The organism is Luteibacter sp. RCC_6_2, assembly GCF_041360655.1.
Lineage (GTDB): Bacteria > Pseudomonadota > Gammaproteobacteria > Xanthomonadales > Rhodanobacteraceae > Luteibacter.
Genome location: NZ_JBFUPQ010000004.1, coordinates 24,392 through 45,364, shown reverse-complemented (window position 1 = coordinate 45,364; position 20,973 = coordinate 24,392). Strand labels below are relative to the sequence as shown.

Here is a 20,973-nt window from a genome sequence, read left to right as displayed (position 1 = left end):
GCCCTTCCTTGAGGGGTCGCCGGAGGCGTGGCCCCGAGGGTGGCACTCGCCGGCTCTTGCCGCGACCATCCACCCGCGATGCCGAAGGCGAGCCCGAGCCACCCAACACTTACCAAAAAAAGAGGCCGCCGATTGGGAGATCGGCGGCCTATCCGGGGAGATCGTTGCGCCCTGGGAGGAGAGCCGGGATGGCTCGGGCGCTTATTGTTGGTATGCGAAAAAGGTGAGGCGTCGATCAGAAGTCGTAGTTGATGCCGAAGCGCACGTAGCGCGGCGTGCTCCAGTACGTGACCCTGTCGTAGTTGGTGTTCACGGAAGTCGAGCTGCCATGGAGAACGTAGGTGGCCGTGGCGACCGACTCGTTGAGTGCGTTATAGACCATCACATTGAAGCCAAGTTTCTGATCGGCCCACTTCGGACGGTATTCCGCCGAAAGCGAGACGATATGCTGCCAGGGCTGGCGACCGGCATCGCCCGGCGCGGAAGGCACGCCGTCACAGTAGTGGTAGTAGCTGCCATAACCGACCGGGTTGCTCTCGTCCGCGCCGTAGTAGCCGAGGCACGTCTTCGGCGTGCCCGACATCAGGGCGATGTTCGCCGAAAGCATCCATTCGGGCGCCGCCTGCCATGAACCGTAGATCTTCAACTGGTGCTTGCGATCGTTCGACAGCAGGCCGTTGGAGTTCTCCATGAGCTTGCCGAAATCCCAGTCGACGGTCGCCGACACGTCGGTCTGGCCGATGTCCGAACGCACCTGCCCTTCCGAATTGCCGTAGCTCTTCGAGTAGACGTAGTCGACCTTCGCCTGCCAGGTTCCGTCGAACGGATGCTCTAGGAAGGTCTCCAGGCCGTAATAGTTGCGCTTGGCCGAGGGCATGCCGAACTCATCGGCCGATACGCTCACGTTGTAGTAACCACCCGAACCATTGGGGATGCGGTACGTGTTGCTGCGGCCGGGATTGGACAGGTAACAACCGTTGAGCGTCGACGGATCGATATCGTAGCCGAGTGACTGTGCCTTCGCAGCGATGGTGTTCGTATCGCAGATATCGTCGAGGATGTTGCGCAGCTTACGTACCTGCGCCTTCATGCCCCAGACGTAGTCCTTGTTGATCTGCTGGGTGAAGCCGAGCAGGTACTCGTCCTGGTATTCGGACTGGATGCCGTTGGCGGCCACCGTCTTCGCATCCGGTGCCTGGCCGTATTCGTTGTTGGCCGACACCGCGCCGCCGGTCGAGGATGCGAGCTGGGTGAGGCCGGTCGGATTGCCGTTACCGTCGATGCCGGTATAGGTGTAGTACTCGTTGGTATAGAGCGAACCCGCGGCGGCGCGCAATGCCACCGACGCCGGCATGGCGAGGTAGTACCGGCCCGCGTTGCCGTACACCTTGAGCGTGGAATCGCCGTTCACGTCCCAGCTGAAGCCGAGGCGGGGCGCCCACTGGGGCTTGGTCATGCGAAGGAAGGCGTCACCGTCCGGGTTGTAGTTGGTGAACTGATCGTTGCGCAAGCCGATCTTCACCAGCCAACGGTCGTCGACCTGCCAGCTGTCCTCGATGTACTGCGCGCGCTGCTTCACGCGCACGGACGCCGACGTGCTGTAGAGGTACTTGGACACGTAGTAGCCGTTCTCGCCACCGGCACCCGTATTGGGCGCGGCGACGAACGGGCTGTCGCTGATGGGCGTGCCGGCGTCGCCGAAACCATAGATCCAGGCCGTACCGGTCTCGCCATCATCCATGTCGTGCGAGTTTTGGTTGTCGATGCCGGCCGTGATCGTGTGATCGCCCAGCTTCCAAGACAGGTCGAGGCGCAGGTTGTTGCTCGTCGCGCGATGTGTCGGGTCGGCGGCCGTGAGCACCGTCTGGGAATTGACGATCGAGTTTCCGCCGGTGATGTCCGGATTCTGGAATTCCGAGCCGCTGATGTACGTCAGGGTCGGGTCGTACCCCGGCGTTTCGCTGTAGTACGTCATCTTCTGCTTGCCGTAGAGCGCGGTAAGCGTGATGTCGTCGGTGATGTAACTGGTGAACTTGGCGACGTAGACCGACGCGCTGTTCTTGGTCGACGTGTCGAAGCTGTTGAGGTCGCTGGTGCTGTTCGTGGCGTAGTCGTAGTTGTACAGGTTGCCCTTGTACGAGGTCTTCGTCGACGCACCGGTCAGTTCGAGGATATTGTTGTCGTTGATGTTCCAGTCGATCTTGGAGTACCACTTCGGATTGTGGTACTCGTACTTGGTGTCGTATGACGACGTCACCGAACCCACGCTGTCACCTGACTGCTTCTGCCCTTCCACCGCGGCGAAGAAGAACAGCTTGTCCTTGATCAACGGGCCGCCCACATAGGCGCTCTGGGTCGCCTGCCACGACTTGTTGTCGGAATAGCGCCGATAAAGGGTATCGGCCTTGGAGCCGGAAACGTAGTAGGAGCCGGGACTCACGCCGCTGGCGAAAGCCGGGGTCCACTGCACCTGCGCACCGAAATGCCATTCGTTGGTGCCGCGCTTGCCGCTCTGGCTGATCACGCCGCCGTCGGAACGGCCATACGCCGCGCCATAGCCACCGCTGAGGATTTCCTGCTGGTCGATCGCCCCGTACGGCAGGCTGATGCCACCGAAACCGCTGAGCGGGTCCGTCGTGTTGAACCCGTTGAGGTAGTACGCGTTCTCGGTGACCGACGAACCGCTGAAAGAGACCAGCGAACCGCCGGTGGTGGTGCCCGTGAAGCCACCGTAGCCCGGTACGACGCCGGGCGCGAGCAGTGCGATCGCCTCGGCGCTACGGGCCAGCGGGAGCTTGGACAGCTGCTGCGAGGTGATGACCGTGCGCGCGTCGACGCTGCTCACGTCGATGGCCGGCAAGGCATTCGCCGAGACCGTCACCGAATCGAGGCTGGTGGCATCCGCGCCGGATGCCGTCGCGAACGATACCTCGGTGCCGGAACCGACACGCAGGGTGATGTCGTTGCGCGTATCCACCACCTTGCCGCCTTGCACGAGCGACACGGTATAGGTGCCCAGCGGCAGCGAGCCCACCGTGTAGCGGCCATCGGCACCCACGGCGACTTCGCGCGTGACGCCGGACGTGCTCTTCACCTGGACCGACTCGCCCTCGGCAGCCGGTGCCTGGCCGAAGACGCTACCGGTCGTGGACTGCGCGTACGCGCTGGCGCCGGTCATCGCCAGGCCCAGCGCGAAGCTGATCCGGCTCAGGCGCATCAATTGCAGTTTGTTCATCAGCACAGCGGAAAGCTCCCCAGAAGATTGGATGTGCGGCGTCCCCGGACCGGCGCCTTGGCGAGGCGCCGTCTCCACCCGGTCCATGGACGCGTCAATAACGTGGTGAACGGTGGCAGTGAGGCCACGACCTCAATTTAGTGTTAAGAAGACGTCCGCATATGGCGGAAACTTCCCTGTAACTTGATCATTCGTTGGACGTATGGACGTCCGTGCGGGAGACGATAGCCCGCGCTCCCGATATCGCCGTTTGCCGATAGGCGCGGGGCGACATGCCGAAACGTTCGCGAAAGCAACGGCTGAAATGGGTCATGTCACCGAATCCCCAGGCGTGCGCGATCTGGGCGATGCTGCGATGGCGCAGGCTGGTATCCGCAAGTTCCCGCTGGCAGCGCGCGAGGCGCTCCATGCGCACCCAGCGCATCAGGGTGATGTCGTCTTCGGAAAATAATTCGAACAGATGGCTTGGAGAGAGACCCACGCCCTTGGCGATCATTTCCACGCACAACGCGGGATCGGAGAGGTGCTCGCGAGCGAACAGGCGCACTTGCCGCTTGTGGTACTGCCGCAACCGCGAGGGCGCGGCGGCGGCCACGTCCATGGATTCGAGGGCGGCGGCGAGCATGTGAGGTATGGCATCGGCGAGCCGGTCGGCCACCGCTTCGGTGAGCCCGGAGGGATGCGCGAACATCTCCTGGTACAGCACGCGCAGGTATCCCACCGAGCCGAGGTGCCCATGCAGGCCGACCGCCGACACTTCATCCAGGCGCGGCACCGCCTCGCGCAGGACGGCCAGGGGTAGATGCACCGTCTGCACGGTGGAACGATCGATCTCCAGGCGGAAAGGCCGTGAAAGGTCGATCAGGCAGAAATCGCCGGGTTCGATCTCGCTGCGCCGGTCGTGCTGTTCGACCTGGGCGCGGCCATTGAGCTGCAGGGTGAGCAGCACGGCCTGGCGATGTTCACGGGGCAGCGCCTCGTCGGTCAGCACGTGTGGCGTGTGCCGGAACGCGCCCAGGCGCAGCCGCTCGCCTGCATAACCGTCGACCAGCGTGCTGGTGGCGATGGCGTGCCGGGCCGTGCCTTCAGCGAATCCCTGCCAGAACCGCCGTGCGTTGGCACGGTTCACCCCGGCATCGAGATCCCCCGGGGGCTGGGACACGCACTGATTGGAAAACAAGACACGACTCCGGAATACGCGATACGGCTCGTTCAAACTACCGAGCCGGCGTCACCGCCGGTTGTCCTCGTGTGTCAGCTTTGTGTCTGCTCTTTTGCCGGACTGGCACACGGCGCTTAGACTGATCTGGTATCTAGCCACGGATGCCCATGGACCTGAAGTCGTTCATCCTCGTCGTCGACGACGACCCCGACCTGCGCGACCTGATCACCACCTTCCTGGGTGGTCACGGCTACCGCGTGCAGGCGGCCGAGAACGCCGCCCAGATGAACGCGGCGATCGAACGCGAGCGGCCGGACCTGGTCGTGCTCGACGTGATGATGCCCGGCGAGGATGGATTGAGCGCGGCCCGCCGGTTGGTGGCCAGCAATGGTCCGCCGGTGATCATCCTGAGCGCGCTGGGCAGCGACACCGACCGGATCATCGGCCTGGAAGTGGGCGCGGACGATTACCTGGCCAAGCCCTGCAATCCGCGCGAACTGCTTGCCCGGGTACGCGCCGTGCTGCGCCGCTCGGGCAGCGCGGAGCCGGTCAAGACCGAGGATGCGCGGCCCTACGGTTTCGCCGGTTGGCGGCTGGACGTGACGCGGCGCGACCTGCGCGACCCCACCGGCATCTTCATCAATCTTTCCGACGGGGAGTTCTCGCTGTTGCGCGCTTTCGTCGAGCATCCGCAACGCATTCTCAGCCGCGACCAACTGCTCGACCTGGTCCATGGCGGCCGGGCGGAGGTGTACGACCGCGCCATCGACACGCAGATAAGCCGGCTTCGCCGCAAGCTCAACGATCGCGCGCAGGAAGAGATGATCCGTACCGTCCGTAACGAGGGCTACATGTTGCTGCCGAGGGTCTCACGCCTGTGATCGCGCTTTCGCGCCTGTCGATCTTCGCCCGCAGCTTCCTGATGACGGTCTGCGCCCTGGTGCTCTCCATCGCGATCGGGCTCGCCGTGCTGGTCGTGCGCCCGCCGACTCCGCCACCGATGGCGAGCCTGTTCGACGTGGTGGCCACGTTGCAGCCGGACATGCCGCCATTCGCCATGCGCCCGTTCGATCGTGAAGGGCCCGCGCGTGACGAGGTGGCTCCGCCCGGTGGCATCGACCTCGACATCGCTACCCAGGCCGACCCGCCCGCCCCGCCCGCGAAATTCGACGCCACCCTCTCGGCCCATCTGACCACACGACTGTCCGATCTGCTTCTCCAGCCGACGGACAAGTTGCGCGTCTATGCCGTCGCCAGTGCCATCGAACGCCGCCAGGGACCCATGCATGCGGTGCTGGGGGCGGGGTCCGTGATCGGGCTGCGACAGGATGACGGCCAATGGCGCGTCGTGTCCGTGCCGCGCGAGGCCTTTCCGGACATGTTGCAGCAGGAGTTGCTATGGCTGTTCGGCCTGGGCGCCCTGGCGCTGCTGCCGGTGGCCTGGCTGTTCGCCCGCGCCCTCGCCGCGCCGATCGACCGTTTCGCGGAAGCCGCGCAGCGCCTCGGCGCCGATACCCATGCGCCACCGGTGCCGCGCGAAGGGCCGCCGGAGATGCGCAAGGCGGTCGACGCGTTCAATGCGATGCAGGCCCGGGTGAACCGTCTCCTGCAGGAACGCACGCACATGATCGCCGCGATCGCCCATGACCTGCGCACGCCGCTCACCCGCCTGTCGTTCCGGCTAGACGGCCTGCCCAGCCCTCTGGGCGACAAGGTCGATGCCGATATCCAGGAGATGAAGGCGATGATCTCCGCCGCGCTGGACTTCATCCGCGACCGTTCGCTGGGCGTGCAGCGGCAACCCCTGGACTTCCGCCTGCTGGTGGAGAGCGTGGCGGACGACCTGGTGGATGTCGGCCACGAGGTGAGCGTGCAATCCGGCTCCGCGATTACCTTGCAAGGCGATCCGGTCGCCTTGCGTCGAGCGGTCGTGAACCTCGTGGAGAACGGCCTCAAGTATGGCCACCGGGTCCGGCTGCGCCTGCGCACCAGCGGCGACGACTGTGTCCTGGAAGTGGACGACGACGGTCCCGGGATTCCCGAGGCGATGCAGCAACATGTGTTCACGCCGTTCTTCCGCCTGGAGGCGTCGCGCAATCGCGATACCGGCGGCATCGGCCTGGGACTGGCCACCGTGCGGGCGATCGTCCTGGACCACGGGGGCATCGTGGCCCTGCGCAACCGCAAGGAAGGAGGACTCCGCGTCGTGGTGACATTGCCGGTCGAAGGGTCCGCCGCCACCTGACCATGCATGACTTCCTACCTAGGCCGGGAAACCCCGTCGCGGGGCCATAATCGACCTTTCCGTCCCCGGGGGTCACTCATGCGTCATACGTTCCGCCTCCACGCGCTCGCCGCGTGCCTCGCACTCGCCTTCTCCGCCCATGCCGCCGAGAAGGCCACCACGATTCCCGACCAAGCCGTCGCCGCCGCCACCACGCTGCGCGACCGCGCCATGAACGACAACACCGGCTACGAATTCGTCTCCGGCCTGACCACGGAAGTGGGCGCGCGCGTGGCGGGCAGCGCCGCCGATGCGCGTGCCGTGGCCTGGACGGTGGCCAAGTTCAAGGCGATGGGCTTCGACAAGGTCTATACGGAGAAAGTCAGCTACCCGTTGTGGCAGCGCCGTAGCGAGCATGCCGAGATCGTCGCTCCGTTCCCGCAGCCGCTGGTGCTCACGGCGCTGGGTTATTCGGCCGGCACGCCGCAAGGCGGCCTCACCGCGGAAGTCGTCGGCTTCGACGACCTCGACGCCTTCAAGAAGGCCGACCCCGCGACGGTCAAGGGCAAGATCGTCTACGTTTCGACGCACATGCAGCAGCAGAAGGACGGCCACGATTACCGCATGGGCTCGGCCACGCGCACCGGTGGCCCGGTGCTGGCCGCGAAGATGGGCGCCGCCGCCTTCCTGCTGCGCTCCGCCGGCACCGATCCGCACAGCCGCACCCCGCATACGGGCGTCACCGGCTTCCAGGACCCCAAGGAAGCGATCCCGGCCGCCGCCTTGTCGCTGCCCGACGCGGACCAGCTCGAGCGCGTGCTCAAGGAAGGCAAGCCGGTCACCCTGAAGCTCGACCTCGATGTCGGCTTCGCGGGTACCTATGAAGGCGCCAACGTCATCGCCGAAGTGACCGGCCGCAAGCATCCCGATCAGGTCATCGCGATCGGCGGCCACCTCGATTCCTGGGATCTCGGCACCGGCGCCATCGACGACGGCGCGGGCGTGGCGATCGCCGCGGCCGCGGCGAAACTGATCAAGGACATGCCGCAGCGTCCGGATCGCACGATCCGCGTGATCGCCTTCGCCAATGAGGAAATGGGTTTGTGGGGCGGTCGCGCCTATGCCGAGGCGCATGCGAAGGAGGTCTCGAAGTTTCAGCTCGGCACCGAGTCCGACTTCGGTGCGGGCCGCATCTGGCGCATGACCGCCAGCGTCAAGCCGGAAGCGCGCGGCGCCATCGAGCAGATCGCCAAGGTGATCGAGCCGATCGGCGTGGCCTACGATGCGAGCAAGCCGGGCGGCGGTGGCTCCGACCTCTCGCAGATGCACGCCAAGGGCATGGCCGCGCTGTCGCTCACGCAGGACGGCACGGACTACTTCGACTACCACCACAACGCCAACGACACGCTCGACAAGATCGACCCGAAGGCGTTGGCGCAGAACGTGGCGGTCTATGTGACGTTCGCATACATGGCGGCGCAGGCGAATGGCGATTTCGGCTCGGCCCCGGGCGCCTTCGCGAAGGACGGCGCACACGACTGATCCGGGTCCTGGTGGGAAGCTGGCTCAGCTGATCCAGGCCTTGGTGGGAAACCGCTTCAGCTGATCCAGGCCTTGGTGGGAAGCCGCTTCAGCGGCGATGGGTGCTCGCCTCACCCTGGCCCGCTGTCGCGGGATCGCCGCTGAAGCGGCTTCCCACCCGGCAGGCTTCCCACCGGGGGCGGCTACCCACCGGGGGGGCTTCTTACCGGAGAGCTACCCCCGGGGAGCGGCTCCCCACCGGGGCCAGGCGGTCTTGCAGGCGGTTCATGTAGAGGTAGATCACCGGCGTGAGGTAGAGCGTCAGGATCTGCGACACCACCAGGCCACCCACCACCGCCAGGCCCAGCGGGCGCCGGGTTTCCGCGCCCGCGCCGATGCCTAGCGCGATCGGCAGCGTACCGGCGAAGGCCGCCATCGTGGTCATCATGATCGGGCGGAAACGCACGCGGCAGGCCTCGTAGATCGCATCGAACGGCGTGGCGCCTCCCTCGCGCTGACGTTCCAGCGCGAAGTCGATCATCATGATCGCGTTCTTCTTCACGATGCCCACCAGCATGATGATGCCGACGAAGGCGAACAGGTCGAGCGAGGCGTTGAAGATCACCAGCGTCAGCAGCGCACCGACCGCGGCGGCCGGCAGTCCCGACAGGATCGTCAGCGGGTGGATGAAACTCTCGTAGAGGATGCCGAGCACGAGGTAGATCACGAACACGGCCAGCAGCAAGAGCAGGCCCATGCCCTTGACCGAATCCTGGAACGCCTGCGCAGTACCCTGCACGCTGCCGCTCAGGGTCGGCGGCAGTTTCATCTCCGTGGTCGCGCGATCGATGCTCGCCACCGCGTCGCTCAGCGATACGCCCGGGGCGAGATTAAACGACACCGTGACCGCCGGCAGCTGCCCCTGGTGGTTTACCGTCAACACCTGCGGCTTGCGTTCGAAGCTCGCCACGGTGTTTAGCGGTATGAGCTTGCCGCTGTCCGAGGTGACGTAGAGCCTCGACAGCACGGCCGGGTCGTCCTGCATGCGCCGCTCGACTTGCAGGATCACCCAGTACTGCGTGGCGGCTCCGTAGATCGTGGATATCTGGTTCTCGCCGAACGCGGTACCCAGCGCCGTCTGCACCTGGTCCATCGTGAGGCCCAGCGGCGCGAGCTTGTCGCGATTGACCGTCACCACCATCGAGGGACTGTTGAGATCGAGGTCGGTGGTGACGTCCTGGAATCCGGGCAGCTTCTGGAAGGCGGCGACCAACTTGCCCGACCAGTCGTACAGCGCGTGCAGGTCGGTCGATTGCACCGTGTACTGGTATTGCGCCTTGGACTGGCGGCCGCCGATCTGGATCGCCGGAGGATTCTGGATATAGGTGCGGATGCCCGGCACCTCGGCGAACTTGTGTCGCAGTTCCTGGATGATCTCGTCGGGTGTGGTGTGCCCACGCTCGCTCCGGTCCTTCAAGCGCAGGAGCATCGAACCCGAATTCACGGTGGCACGCGCACCGCCGGCACCCACGCTGGACATGACCGCTTCGATGTTGGGGTCCTTTCGCGCGATGTCGGCCAACGACTGCTGGCGCGCGGACATCGCGGCGAAGGAAATGTCGGTCGGGCCTTCGGTCGTGACGCGCAGCTGGCCGCTGTCCCCGGCGGGGATGAAGTCCTTGGGGACGATCACGAAGAGCAGCGCGGTGGCGGCGAGGCTGAGCCCGAACACACCCACCACCGTGCGCGGATGGTTCATGCACCAGGCCAGCGAACGTGTGTAACTGGCGGTCACGGCCGAGAACCCACGATCGAACCAGACCACGATGAAGCTGCGCTTCGCATGGTCGTGCGCCTTGACGAAGCGGCTGCACAGCATGGGCGTGAGGGTGATCGAAACGAAGCCGGAGATCAGGATCGACACGCTGATCACCACGGCGAACTCGTGGAACAGACGGCCCACGATGCCGCCCATGAACATCACCGGGATGAACACCGCGACCAGCGACAGCGTCATCGAGAAGATCGTGAAGCCGATCTCGTTGGCGCCTTTCACGGCGGCATCGAAAGGCGCTTCGCCATGCTCGATGTGACGCATGATGTTCTCGAGCATCACGATCGCGTCGTCCACCACGAAGCCGACCGCGAGCGTGAGCGCCAGCAGGGAAAGATTGTCGAGGCTGTAACCCAGCGCGAACATCGCGCCGAAGGTGCCGAGTACCGAGATGGGCAGCGCCACGGCGGGAATCAGCGTGGCGGAGGCATTGCCGAGGAACAGGTAGATCACCAGCACCACGAGGATGCCCGCGAGCACGAGGGTGAACTGCACGTCGTGCACCGAGTCGCGGATGGATTCGGAGCGGTCGTATATGACACTGAGTTTCACCGACGGCGGCAAGGTGTCGGTGAAGCCGGGCAGCAGGGCCAGGATCTTGTCGACTGTCTCGACCGTGTTCGCTCCCGGCTGCCGTTGGATCGCCAGGGTGATCGAACGGTTGCCGTTGAACCAGCTGGCCTTCTGGTCATCCTGCACGCTGTCGCGTGGCACGGCGATGTCCGAAAGGCGCACGGGCGCGCCGTTGCGATAGGCGACCACCACCTGCCCATAGTCCGCGGCACGCATCAACTGGCCGTCCGAACGAATCGACAGCAACTGCCGCTTGCCGTTGAGCGAACCCGTGGCCTTGTTGACGTTGGCCGCGGCGATCGCCTCGCGCATCTGGTCGATGCCGATGCCGGTGGCGGCAAGCCGGTCCGGGTCCACCGCGATACGCACGGCGTACTTCTGCGAGCCGTACACATTGACCTGGGCCACGCCGTCGACCATCGACAGGCGCTGGGCCAGCTCCGTCTCCGCGTAGTCGTCCACCGTGGACAGCGGCAACGTGGACGATTGCATGGTGAGGAACAGGATCGGCGCATCGGCCGGATTCACCTTGCGATACGTCGGCGGCGTGGGCATGTCCTGCGGCAACTGGCGCTGCGCGGCGGAAATGGCCGCCTGCACGTCCTGCGCGGCGCCGTCGATGCTGCGATCGAGCGCGAAGGTGACCGTGATCGTGGTCGAGCCCAGCGAGCTGGACGAGGTCATCGAATCGATGCCGGCGACGGTGGACAGCTGTGCTTCGAGCGGCGTCGCCACGGACGAGGCCATCGTCTCGGGCGAGGCGCCCGGAAGGCTGGCACTGATGTTGATCGTCGGGAAGTCGACGTTGGGCAGTTCGTTGACCGGCAGCCTCGGGTAAGCGGCAATGCCGAAAATGATCAGCGCCGCCATCAGCAGCGTGGTCATCACCGGCCGGCGGATACAGAGTTCCGGAAGGTTCACGACGGCGCCCTCAGCCCTTGTCGACGCGCACGCGGGCGCCATCGACGAGCAGCATCTGCCCCTCGGTGACGACGCGCTCGCCGGCCTGCAAACCCTTGTCGACGACCACGCGATCCGCACTGGTGGCGCCGGTGACGATCGTGCGTTGCTCCACCGTGTGGTCCGGTTTCACCACGAAGACGAAGGTCCCCGCCGTGGAACTCTGCAACGCCACCATGGGGATGCTGATCGCGTCGGCCAGGCGCGTGGTCGGTAGCGTCACCTCGGCGAACTGCCCGGATGTGAGCCGCCCATCCTCGTTCGCGAAGCGGCCCTTCAGGACGATCGTGCCCGTGGTGGCATCCACCGCGTTGTCGATGAATTCCAGCTCGCCCGTCAGCGGTTGGCCGTCGTCGCCGGGAATTTTCGCGTGCACGGGCAGCGGGCCGCGACGCAGGCTGTTGCGCACGGCGGCGAGGCTGTCCTCGGGAATGGCGAAGGCGACGCGGATGGGATCGACCTGGTTCAACACCACGATATCGGTGGTGTCGGCGCTCAGCGTGGCACCGGGATAAGCGAGAGGCGCCCCGGTCACGCCATCGAACGGCGCGACGATGGTGGTGAATTCCAGTTGGGTCTGCGCGGCGCGGGCCGCCGCGCGGTCGCTTTCCAGCGCGGCGCGGGCCACGCCCAGGTTGGCCTTGTACAAGTCGTAGTCGGCGCGGCTGACGAAGCCCTTGCCGAGCATGTTCTGGTAACGCTCCAGGTCCGCCTCGGCCTTCACCAGCTGAGCCTGGTCACGGGCGACGTTGCCCTGGGCCTCGTCGTAGGCGGCCTTCAACGGGCGCTGGTCCACGCGGGCGAGCAGGTCGCCCTTCTTCACGTGGCTGCCCGGTGTGAAAGCCAGCGATTCCAGCTGCCCGTTGACCCGGGAGCGCACGTTCACCGTCGAATAGGCTTCGGCGCGGCCGATCACCTTCAGGGACAGGTCGATCTCGCCCCGCGTGGCCACGGCCGTGGCGACCGGAACCCCGGCGGGGGCGGACGCCCCGGTCTTGGACACATCCTTGCTCCCGGCATCATGACGCCAGAGACCGACGCCAATGGCCACGACAGCCACGAGGCCGACGACGAGGATGAGTTTCTTCCCTGGGGATCGCTGCATCTGGGCTCCGGCCGATCCCCCCTCGGGGCTCGGTCGCCGCGCTGGGGAACGCGGTCGTTGGTTTCAGGACGGATATCCGTAAAAGCTAACGCACATGTTGTCGGCCGGTTGACCGGGGACTCAGCTTTCTTCGCCTGGCCCGTCGAGCCCTTGCAGGTTTTCCTTCATGCGGTCCAGTACCGCCAGCATGGTCTGCAGGTCGGCGGTGGAAATCCCCTGGGTCGCATCGCGGCGCAGGCCGCGGGCGATATCTTCCATGTCGTCTATGACACCGCGTGCCTGCTCGGTGTCGTGTAGCCGCCAGGCGCGGCGATCCTTGGGGTCGGCCCGGCGCTCGACGAAGCCGGCGGCCTGGAGGCGGTCGATGACCCGGCCCACCGCGATCGGCTCCATGTCCAGCTGTTCGGCCAGCTCGTTCTGGCGCATGCCGGGGCGGCGATGCAGGGCCTTGAGGGCACGCCATTGGGCGCGCGTCAGGCCGAAGCGCACCGCTCGCCGATCGAAGTGCTTGCGGAAGAGCAAGGTCACGTCGTTGATGAGGTAGGCGAACGAGATGTCTTCAACTTTGAGCTGGTCGGCCATAACCTTCGGCTGCATTAATAGAACTGACAGGTTGTCATCGTAACTAAATGCCGGCGAGCCGTCACAAAGAGAAAATCCTATGGCTTTCGAGGTGATTCAGACGGATATCACCATCTTGGCGGTGGATGCCCTCGTCAATGCGGCGAACGAATCCCTGCTGGGCGGCGGCGGGGTGGACGGCGCCATCCATCGGGCGGCCGGACCGGCCTTGCTGGCCGCTTGCCGGGCGATTCCCGAGGTCCGCCCCGGCGTCCGTTGCCCGACGGGGGAAGCCCGGATCACCCCCGGATTCGCCCTGCCCGCGCGCTTCGTGATCCATACGGTCGGGCCGGTCTGGCGGGGTGGCGAGCAGGGGGAAGCGGACCTGCTGGCGGCGTGCTATGCGAATTGCCTCAAGCTAGCCCGCGATCATCGGGTGGAATCGATCGCCTTTCCGGCCATCAGCGCGGGGATCTACGGCTACCCCGCCCATGCCGCCGCGAGCGTGGCCGTCGAAACCCTGCGCACCGCCGAATGGGTTCCGGAGCGGGTGGTCTTCTGCACGTTCGGCGACGCGATGACCCGGACATACATGGCGCTGCTGTAGGTCCTAACGAGGATAGAGCGGCGGCAGGCCCTCGCGCCCCTTCACGGCAGGGGGCTCCAGCCAGTCGAATCCCCTCGCGAAGGCGTCGCGCAACTGGCTGGCCGGGCGCTCGCCCCCGGCGAAGCGCGCGCGCTGCAATGCGGTGATCGCGTCCCGTTGCGCGCCCTCGCGCAACGCCACGGAAAGCTCGCCCAGCGAGCGGAGGGAGGGTCGCACGATGCGGGCCCATTGCAGCAGGGCCCGCTCCGTGGCGGCGAGATCGTCGCCCGCCGCGACCTTGAGGAAATACTCCTGCGCCGGGCGCTCACGGGTGACGGCGGGAACGCCAGGACCAGAGGACGCGCCTGTCGACGAAGCACTGTGCCGGCGTCGGCGGCCGAACACGAACCACGCGGCGAGCGTGACCAGCCACAACACCAACGCGGCGATGAAGAGCCAGCGCCAGGGCACGCCAGCGCCGGCAAGCGGCGATGGCGCCACGCCCGTCGTCGATGCCTGCGCCGGTGCCGACGCACGACCTTCCTGGGACGGAGCCGCAGGCACCGGCGCCGCGGTGCCGGAGCCCGGGCCGACGACGATATCCTGCGCGGGCACGACCGCCACTTCGGCCTTGTCGGAGACGACGTTCCACCAGTGCAGCGTCGTCTCCGGAATATGCAGGGTACCGACGCGCGTCGGCACCACCGCGAAGCTTTGCTGGCGCCGCCCGGTGACCCACGAGCCGCTGCTGCCACCGCCGGTCACGGCCTTGTCGGGATAAACGTCCGCGCCATCCAGCTTCGGCAGCGAGAGCGCGGGCAAGGCCTCGAAGGGAATGCCCGTGGCCTCCAGGCGCATGTTCAGCGTGATCGGCTGGCCCACGCGCGCTTTGCCGTCCGCCGGCATGCCATCGAGCGACAACTTGAGTTCGCGCGCCGGAATCCATGCGCCATTGGTCGCCGAGGCAGGCCGGGCACGCACGTCGACGCGCGCGCGTTCCGCCACGGCGTTGATGGGTTCCCCGGCGCCGAAGAAGGAGTTCGCGTCCGTCGGGTCCACCGCGGTGCCCTGGAACGTCGGCGGCTGGATTTCCAGCGTGCCCGCGCGCTGGGGAAAGATCGCGTAGTGCCGCTCGACGACATTGAATCGCCGGCCGCCACGCATGGTCTGGTAGTTCGCATCCTGTCCGATGCGGCGTACTTCGGCAGCCTCGGCGGACGGGTCACCCAACTGGCCGTCCGCGAGGTTCACCGCGAAGTAGAGGCGCAGCGTGTAATCGATCTGCTGTCCGACATACGCCTGCGATGGCTCGGCTTTTCCTTCCAGCACGACGGGACGATCCGCCGCGGCGTTGCCGGCATCGTTGGACGCGGACACGTCCAGTGGCAACGGCTGCGTGCCCTGCCCCGCGATGACCAGTGAGGGTACGGTGAGATGGCCTTCGCGACGGGGACGCAAGGCGATGCCGAGGATCGTGTGCGATTCCCGGCGACCGTTGACGATGCTCAACGAATGGTTGGTCGATGTGCCCAGTACGACGAAGTCCGGCGTCAACGGCGAAAGATCCGGTGGGCTGGATGTCTCGTCGCCGATCTCGATGTTCAACGTCACGGTCTCGCCGAGACCGATCTTGCTACGGTCGAGCGACGCCACCGGTGCCGCGGCCTGCGCCCAGGCCAGCGGCGGGACGCAACTCAGCAAGAGGCACAACAGGAACCGACGCGATCTCATTCTTCCGGCTCCGCGCCGTGGCGCCGTTGATACTCGAGCATGAACTTCCTCCGTAACAAGCCACCGGGATCGTCCGGCACGCGCATCAGGGCACGCTGTACGTCGGGCGGCAATTTGGACGATGCTTCCTTGTCCGATACCACGCCAAGGTCGTGCGCCTGATCGCCGTCCTTGCCTTCCTTTGTATCGCGTTGGCCTGCCAGCGCGGCGTCCATCTTCTGCTTGAGCGCTTCCTGGGCCTGCTTCGCCTGCGCCTGCTCGGCTTGCGACTTCGTCGCCGCGTCGCCCTGCGGCGCCTGCGCCTTGCCGTTGTCCTTGCCGCGATCGTCGCCCTCGCCTTCACCCGCCTTGTCTTTCGCACCCTTCTGGTCGTTGCCATCCTTGCCGTCGGCGCCGGACTGCTGGCCGTTCTCACCGCCGCGGCCGTCCTTGCCGTCATCCTGGCCTTGTTGCTTGTCCTTGTCGCCGGACTGGCCTTGCGGGTTCTTGTCCTGTTGTCCCTTGCCGCCCTTCTTGTCCTGGTCGCGTTGCTTGTCCTGTTGCTGCCGCTTCAGGTAATCGGCCACCGCCTTGCGATTGGCGACGGCGTCCGCGTTGCCTGGGTTAGCCTTCAGCGCGCGGTCGTACGCGGCGAGCGCATCCTGGTAGCGCTGCTGCTTCGCCAGCGCATTGCCGAGGTTGTATTGGGAATCGCTGTCGGTGCCATGCGCGAGCGCCGCTTCGGCGGCGGCGTAGTCGCCCGCGCGATAGGCCGCGGCACCACGCAATGCTGGATTCCGCGCCAGCGCCTGTGCGCGTTTCGCATCGCCCTGGGCCAGGGCGTGCGCGGCTTGCTGGTCGCGCGTACGGAACGCGTCGACGACGCCATCGGCACGCGCGGGCGACGAGAGTGGCAGCACGGCCAAGGCAAGCACCAGCAACCATCCGCGACGGAACGCCAACGCCACGATCGGCAACAAGGGCAACAACAACCACGGTCCGCGATCCTGCCACTGACCGGAGGCGGCCCCTTCGACGGGCTTGCCATCGCCGTCGCCCTGCAACAGGCCGGCAAGCGCGGTCACGTCGGACGCATCGTCGGCCACCGGCAGGTAACGCCCGCCGCCAGCCTCGGCGACTTCTGCCAGCGAGGCATCGTCACGCGGTGCCATCACGATGGCGCCGCGCTCGTCCTTCAGGAATCCCCCATCGGCGACGGCGATGGGGCCACCGCGCGTGGTGCCGATGCCGAGCACGGAAACCCTGTCGCCTGCCGCACGCGCACGGCGCGCGGCTGCGACGGCCTCGCCATCGGCGCGATCGGTCACCAGCACGATGGAGCCGCCGCGCAAGTCGGCATGCCGGATCAGATCGGCCGCCTGGTCGATCGCCTTTCCGGGATGGTCGCCTTCCACGGGCATGGTGTCGGGCGCCAACGCGGTGAGCAAGTCATCCACGCTGTGCGCGTCCGTCGTCAGGGGCGCCACCGTGAAAGGTTCGCCCGTATAGGCGATCAAGGCATTCATGCCATCGCGATTGGCGGCGTAGAGTTCACGCACCTTGTAGCGAGCGCGGCTCAATCGGTCGGGTACCACGTCACGCGACGACATGTGCGGCGACATCGAAACGACGACCACTTGCGCGGCGCGCTCGGCGAACAAGGGCTGCGCCTGCCTGTCCCACGCCGGTCCGGCCAGTGCGAGGATGGCGAGCAAGGCGGCGGTGACGAACGCGACGACCGGTGCGCGCGACGCCGACGGCGTGCCATCTAAAAGATAGGGCAGCAGCGCGGGGTCGGCGAGGCGGGCCAATACGCGTTCCTCGCCGGAGCGCCGCCCGACGAACCATGCGATGACGGGAACGAGCACCAGCAACCACAGCCAGCGCGGCTCGATGAAGTGGAAATCCGCCAGCCACCGGCTCATGCGGCCGCCCTCCCGGCCGACACGTAACGCGGCAAGGCCGCGAGCGCGAAAAACACCAGCGCGGCGAGCAACGGCCAGCGGAACAGTTCGTCATGCGGTCGCAGCGACGCGCCCTGTTGCGGCACGGGCTCCAACGCGTCGATGGCGCGATAGGCGTCGGCCAGTTCGTCGGTATCGGTGGCCCGGAAGAAACGGCCACCGGTCTGGTTGGCGATGTCGGTGAGCATGCCGACATCCAGGTCGGCGGAAGGATTCACCACGCGGCTGCCGAAGAAATCCGGCACGCGCATGGCGTTCGCACCGATGCCGATGGTGTAGACGCGCACGCCCGCCGCCTTCGCGGCACGAGCCGCCTCGCGTGGCGCGATGGAGCCGGCGTTGTTGACGCCGTCGGTGAGCAGTACGACCACGCGCGCCTGCTCGGGCATGTCGGCCAGCCGCTTCACCGCCACCGCCAATGCATCGCCGATGGCGGTCTCGCGTCCCGGCAAGCCCACCACCGCACCGTGCAGCTGTGCACGCACGGCGTCGAGGTCGTAGGTAAGCGGCGTGACGAGATAGGCCTGCGAGCCGAACAGGATCAGGCCGAGCTCGTCGCCGGCCCGGCGGTCGATGAAGTCGCCCGCGATCGCTTCCACGGCGGTGAAGCGCGTCACCATCCGGCCGGCCAATTGCATGTCGTCGAGCGACATGCTTCCGGAGAGGTCGACCGCGAGCATGGTGGCGCGACCGCTGCGCCGCTGTGGCTCCGGCGGGCCGAGGTGTTGCGGCCTCGCCGCGGCGGTGACGAGGCATATCCATGCCAGCGCCAGGAACAACGTCGCTGAGAAAGGTGCCTTGGTCAACGAGGCTTGCACGAATACGAGGCCGGGCTGCGGCAGGTTCAACGCCTGCGCCGGCTTCACCGGACGCAACACACGGCGCAGCAGCCATGGCAGCGGCAGGGCGAGGAACAGCCATGGCCAGGCGAACTCAGGCAACGACATGCCGGCGTCCCTCATGTCGCATGGCCGCACGTACCCACGCCTCGACATCGCGCGCCGTGGCGGTGACATCGATATCCACGTTGCGCCGGTACTTCGCGGCATCCAGCGCGACGAGGGCGGTGACATCCTGTTTCGGCGCCATGGCGGCCAGCGCGTCGTGCCACGCGTGCCCGGATTTCGTCACGCTGCCTGCGTCACGGCTACGGGCGACGCGACGAACGAGGTCGCTTGCCGCCGCCGCGAATGCGGGCGCGTCACCATCCGTCGCATACCTCGCCACGGCGTCGCGCAGGCCCGACAGGGAAGCATCGACGTGGCGCCGCCACGCCGCACGCCGACGCAGGAACACGACCAGAGCCACGACGAGCGCTACGAACAAGGCCAGCAGTACCCACCAGGCGGGCGCCAGGGGCCACCACATCGACACATGCGGCACGTGGATGTCGCGCAGTGCGGGCGCGTTGTCCGGCATCAGCGTCCCCTCACCGTTCCGAGCAAGGCGACGATCGCGTCGAGCGGGTCGGCACTCGTATCCAGCGTGCGCTGGCGCAGGCCCAGCCCCGTGCAGAGTTCCGTCAAACGGCGGTTCCCCTCGCCCAGGCTTCGCGCGAAGTCCGCGCGTTGGCGGTCTCCATGCAGGACCACGTCGTAATGCGTGCCCCGATGGGCGAACGGGTAGCGGCCTGCGGGGGGTTCACCGAGTTCGAGCGGGTCGGCCACCGCCAGCACCGCGACCTCGGCCTTCGCGACGAGGCCGAGCATCCGGCCACGTGCCGCCTCGTCCACCGCGAAACCATCGCTGATCAAGAGCACGCGCGACGCACCATGCATCAACCTGCCCGCACGCTGGAGCGCGGCGGAAAGGGTCTCGTCGTCGCCAGGCGGAAGGCCGTCCCAGGTGGCGATGGCACCCGCCACGGCGAGCGCCCCGCGCGCACCGCCCTGTGGACGCAGCAATTGGCGCTGGGCACCGAAGGCGAGCACGCCGACGCGATCCGAGCCGCGCACCGCGTACCAAGCGGCCATCGCCGCCACGCGCGCCGCCTGCACGGACTTGAAGCGCGTGCGCGTGCCGAAACGCATGCTCGCGTTCGTGTCCAACAGGATCAGCAAGCGCCCTTCGCGTTCCTCCTGGAACAATTTCGTATGGGCGACGCCGCTGCGCGCCGTCAGTCGCCAATCCATGCGGCGCACATCGTCGCCGGCCTGATAGACGCGGGATTCGGCGTAATCCATGCCACGCCCATGCAGCCGCGATGGCTTCTGGCCACTGCGCTGCGCGCGCGAGACCACCGGTGGCGCGGGTGCGCGGGCGACGCGCGAGCGCAGGGCGATCAGTTCCGGGAGCGACACACGGACGCGCCCATCGGCGATGGGTGCGGTGGCGTTCACGGCAACGGGACGAGGTCCAGCAGGCGGTCGATCACGGCGTCGATGCGAACGCCCTCGGCTTCGGCTTCGTAGCTCGGCAGCACGCGATGGCGAAGCACTTCGTGCGCGATGGCGTGGATGTCGTCCGGTACCACGTAGTCGCGGCCAGCGAGCCAGGCCCGCGCGCGGGCGCAGCGGTCGAGTGCGATCGTCGCACGCGGGCTGGCGCCCCAGGCGATCCAGCGCGCCAGTTCGGCGCCGTATTTGCCGGCCTCGCGCGAAGCGACCACGAGTTGGGTGATGTAAAGCTCCAGCGGTTCGGCCATGTGCACGTCCAGCACCGCATCGCGTGCGGCGAACACATCGGCGGGGCGCAGCACGTGTGACGGCGGTGGCACCGGATGCAGGGCCTGCCGGGCCTGCTCACGGGCAAGGCGGAGGATGGCGAGTTCGGCGTCGGCATCCGGGTAGCCGATCGTCACGTGCATGAGGAAGCGGTCGAGCTGGGCTTCCGGCAGGGCGAAGGTGCCTTCCTGCTCGATCGGGTTCTGCGTGGCCATGACCATGAACAGGTCGGGCAACGGCCAGGTGCGCCGGCCGATGGTGATCTGCCGCTCGGCCATGGCCTCGAGCAGGGCGGACTGCACCTTGGCCGGAGCGCGGTTGATCTCGTCGGCGAGCACGATGTTGTGGAACAACGGCCCCCGCTCGAACTCGAAGCCACCGGTCTGCGGCCGGAAGATGTCCGTTCCGGTCAGGTCCGCCGGGAGCAGGTCCGGGGTGAACTGGATGCGGTGGAAATCGGCCTCCACGCGCGTCGCCAGGGCCTTGATCGCGGTGGTCTTGGCCAGGCCGGGCGCGCCTTCCACCAGCAGGTGGCCATCGGCCAGCAAGGCGATCAGCAGGCATTCGACCAGATGCGGCTGGCCGATGATGCCGCGCGCCAGTTCCTCGCGAAGACGGACGAAGGACGCCTGGAGAGGCGTTGCATCGGTTGGCGATGTGGTCATCTGGGTAACTCGTAACGCGGAATGGCTGATGAGACCACACTCGCGCCGAGAAGTTTAGCCAACCACCGGCAGGGGGCCTATCCAGGGTAAGGGTTCGCGGGCCAGGTCGAGGCAAGCACCCATCGCCGCTGAAGCGGCTCCCACAACAGCATCGGGTAGACCAGCTTGGGAACAGACCTGTGGGAGCCGACTTTGTCGGCGATCCCGCGG

At 66.8% G+C, this 20,973-nt stretch carries 15 protein-coding genes; 4 read left to right on the top strand and 11 right to left on the bottom strand.

The window, feature by feature from the left end:
- Positions 1-235 precede the first annotated feature (235 nt).
- Positions 236-3,235 (bottom strand): TonB-dependent receptor plug domain-containing protein, encoded by a 3,000-nt coding sequence (locus tag AB6730_RS05125; RefSeq protein WP_371022808.1) that lies wholly within the window; start codon positions 3,233-3,235, stop codon positions 236-238.
- Positions 3,236-3,422: 187 nt separating this feature from the next.
- A complete protein-coding gene (locus tag AB6730_RS05120; protein ID WP_371022581.1) occupies positions 3,423-4,415 on the bottom strand; it encodes a helix-turn-helix domain-containing protein in 993 nt (330 codons plus the stop codon).
- A gap of 149 nt (positions 4,416-4,564) precedes the next feature.
- Here AB6730_RS05120 and AB6730_RS05115 point away from each other — a divergent pair, with 149 nt between their 5' ends.
- From AB6730_RS05115 to AB6730_RS05105, 3 genes are all read left to right on the top strand, one after another.
- Positions 4,565-5,278: a response regulator gene (locus AB6730_RS05115; protein WP_371022580.1), complete on the top strand. Its 714-nt coding sequence runs from the start codon at positions 4,565-4,567 to the stop codon at positions 5,276-5,278.
- 41 nt (positions 5,279-5,319) lie between these two features.
- The gene (locus AB6730_RS05110; protein WP_371022807.1) at positions 5,320-6,642 is read left to right on the top strand and encodes an ATP-binding protein; all 1,323 of its coding nucleotides are present in this window, start codon (positions 5,320-5,322) and stop codon (positions 6,640-6,642) included.
- A 78-nt stretch (positions 6,643-6,720) separates the two neighbouring features.
- Entirely contained in the window at positions 6,721-8,163 is a 1,443-nt protein-coding gene (locus AB6730_RS05105) for a M20/M25/M40 family metallo-hydrolase (RefSeq protein WP_371022579.1), read from the top strand.
- 202 nt (positions 8,164-8,365) lie between these two features.
- On the opposite strand, the gene AB6730_RS05100 is transcribed toward AB6730_RS05105, so the two are convergent.
- From AB6730_RS05100 to AB6730_RS05090, 3 genes are all read right to left on the bottom strand, one after another.
- On the bottom strand, positions 8,366-11,470 hold the full coding sequence (locus AB6730_RS05100) for an efflux RND transporter permease subunit (RefSeq protein WP_371022578.1): 3,105 nt from the start codon (positions 11,468-11,470) through the stop codon (positions 8,366-8,368).
- Between the two features lie 10 nt (positions 11,471-11,480).
- A complete protein-coding gene (locus AB6730_RS05095; protein ID WP_371022577.1) occupies positions 11,481-12,614 on the bottom strand; it encodes an efflux RND transporter periplasmic adaptor subunit in 1,134 nt (377 codons plus the stop codon).
- Between the two features lie 120 nt (positions 12,615-12,734).
- Positions 12,735-13,196 carry a MarR family winged helix-turn-helix transcriptional regulator gene (locus AB6730_RS05090; protein ID WP_371022576.1) on the bottom strand — a complete coding sequence of 154 codons (462 nt, stop codon included), beginning with the start codon at positions 13,194-13,196 and terminating at the stop codon, positions 12,735-12,737.
- 79 nt (positions 13,197-13,275) lie between these two features.
- On the opposite strand from AB6730_RS05090, the gene AB6730_RS05085 reads away from it, so the two are divergent.
- Positions 13,276-13,782: an O-acetyl-ADP-ribose deacetylase gene (locus tag AB6730_RS05085; RefSeq protein WP_371022575.1), complete on the top strand. Its 507-nt coding sequence runs from the start codon at positions 13,276-13,278 to the stop codon at positions 13,780-13,782.
- Positions 13,783-13,785: 3 nt separating this feature from the next.
- Here AB6730_RS05085 and AB6730_RS05080 read toward each other — a convergent pair whose 3' ends face one another.
- Genes AB6730_RS05080 through AB6730_RS05055 form a run of 6 tightly spaced genes read right to left on the bottom strand, consistent with a single transcriptional unit; the run spans position 13,786 to position 20,763 of the window.
- Positions 13,786-15,492 (bottom strand): BatD family protein, encoded by a 1,707-nt coding sequence (locus tag AB6730_RS05080; RefSeq protein ID WP_371022574.1) that lies wholly within the window; start codon positions 15,490-15,492, stop codon positions 13,786-13,788.
- Positions 15,489-17,396, bottom strand: a complete 1,908-nt coding sequence (locus AB6730_RS05075; RefSeq protein ID WP_371022573.1) for a VWA domain-containing protein — start codon at positions 17,394-17,396, stop codon at positions 15,489-15,491. The genes AB6730_RS05080 and AB6730_RS05075 overlap by 4 nt, the downstream gene beginning before the upstream one ends.
- Positions 17,393-18,376, bottom strand: coding sequence for a VWA domain-containing protein (locus AB6730_RS05070; protein ID WP_371022806.1), 984 nt, complete (start codon positions 18,374-18,376; stop codon positions 17,393-17,395). The genes AB6730_RS05075 and AB6730_RS05070 overlap by 4 nt, the downstream gene beginning before the upstream one ends.
- Positions 18,369-18,854 carry a DUF4381 domain-containing protein gene (locus AB6730_RS05065; protein WP_371022572.1) on the bottom strand — a complete coding sequence of 162 codons (486 nt, stop codon included), beginning with the start codon at positions 18,852-18,854 and terminating at the stop codon, positions 18,369-18,371. Before AB6730_RS05065 ends, AB6730_RS05070 begins: the two co-directional genes overlap by 8 nt.
- Positions 18,854-19,774, bottom strand: coding sequence for a DUF58 domain-containing protein (locus AB6730_RS05060; RefSeq protein WP_371022571.1), 921 nt, complete (start codon positions 19,772-19,774; stop codon positions 18,854-18,856). The genes AB6730_RS05065 and AB6730_RS05060 overlap by 1 nt, the downstream gene beginning before the upstream one ends.
- Positions 19,771-20,763 (bottom strand): AAA family ATPase, encoded by a 993-nt coding sequence (locus AB6730_RS05055; protein ID WP_371022570.1) that lies wholly within the window; start codon positions 20,761-20,763, stop codon positions 19,771-19,773. The genes AB6730_RS05060 and AB6730_RS05055 overlap by 4 nt, the downstream gene beginning before the upstream one ends.
- Positions 20,764-20,973: the final 210 nt, after the last annotated feature.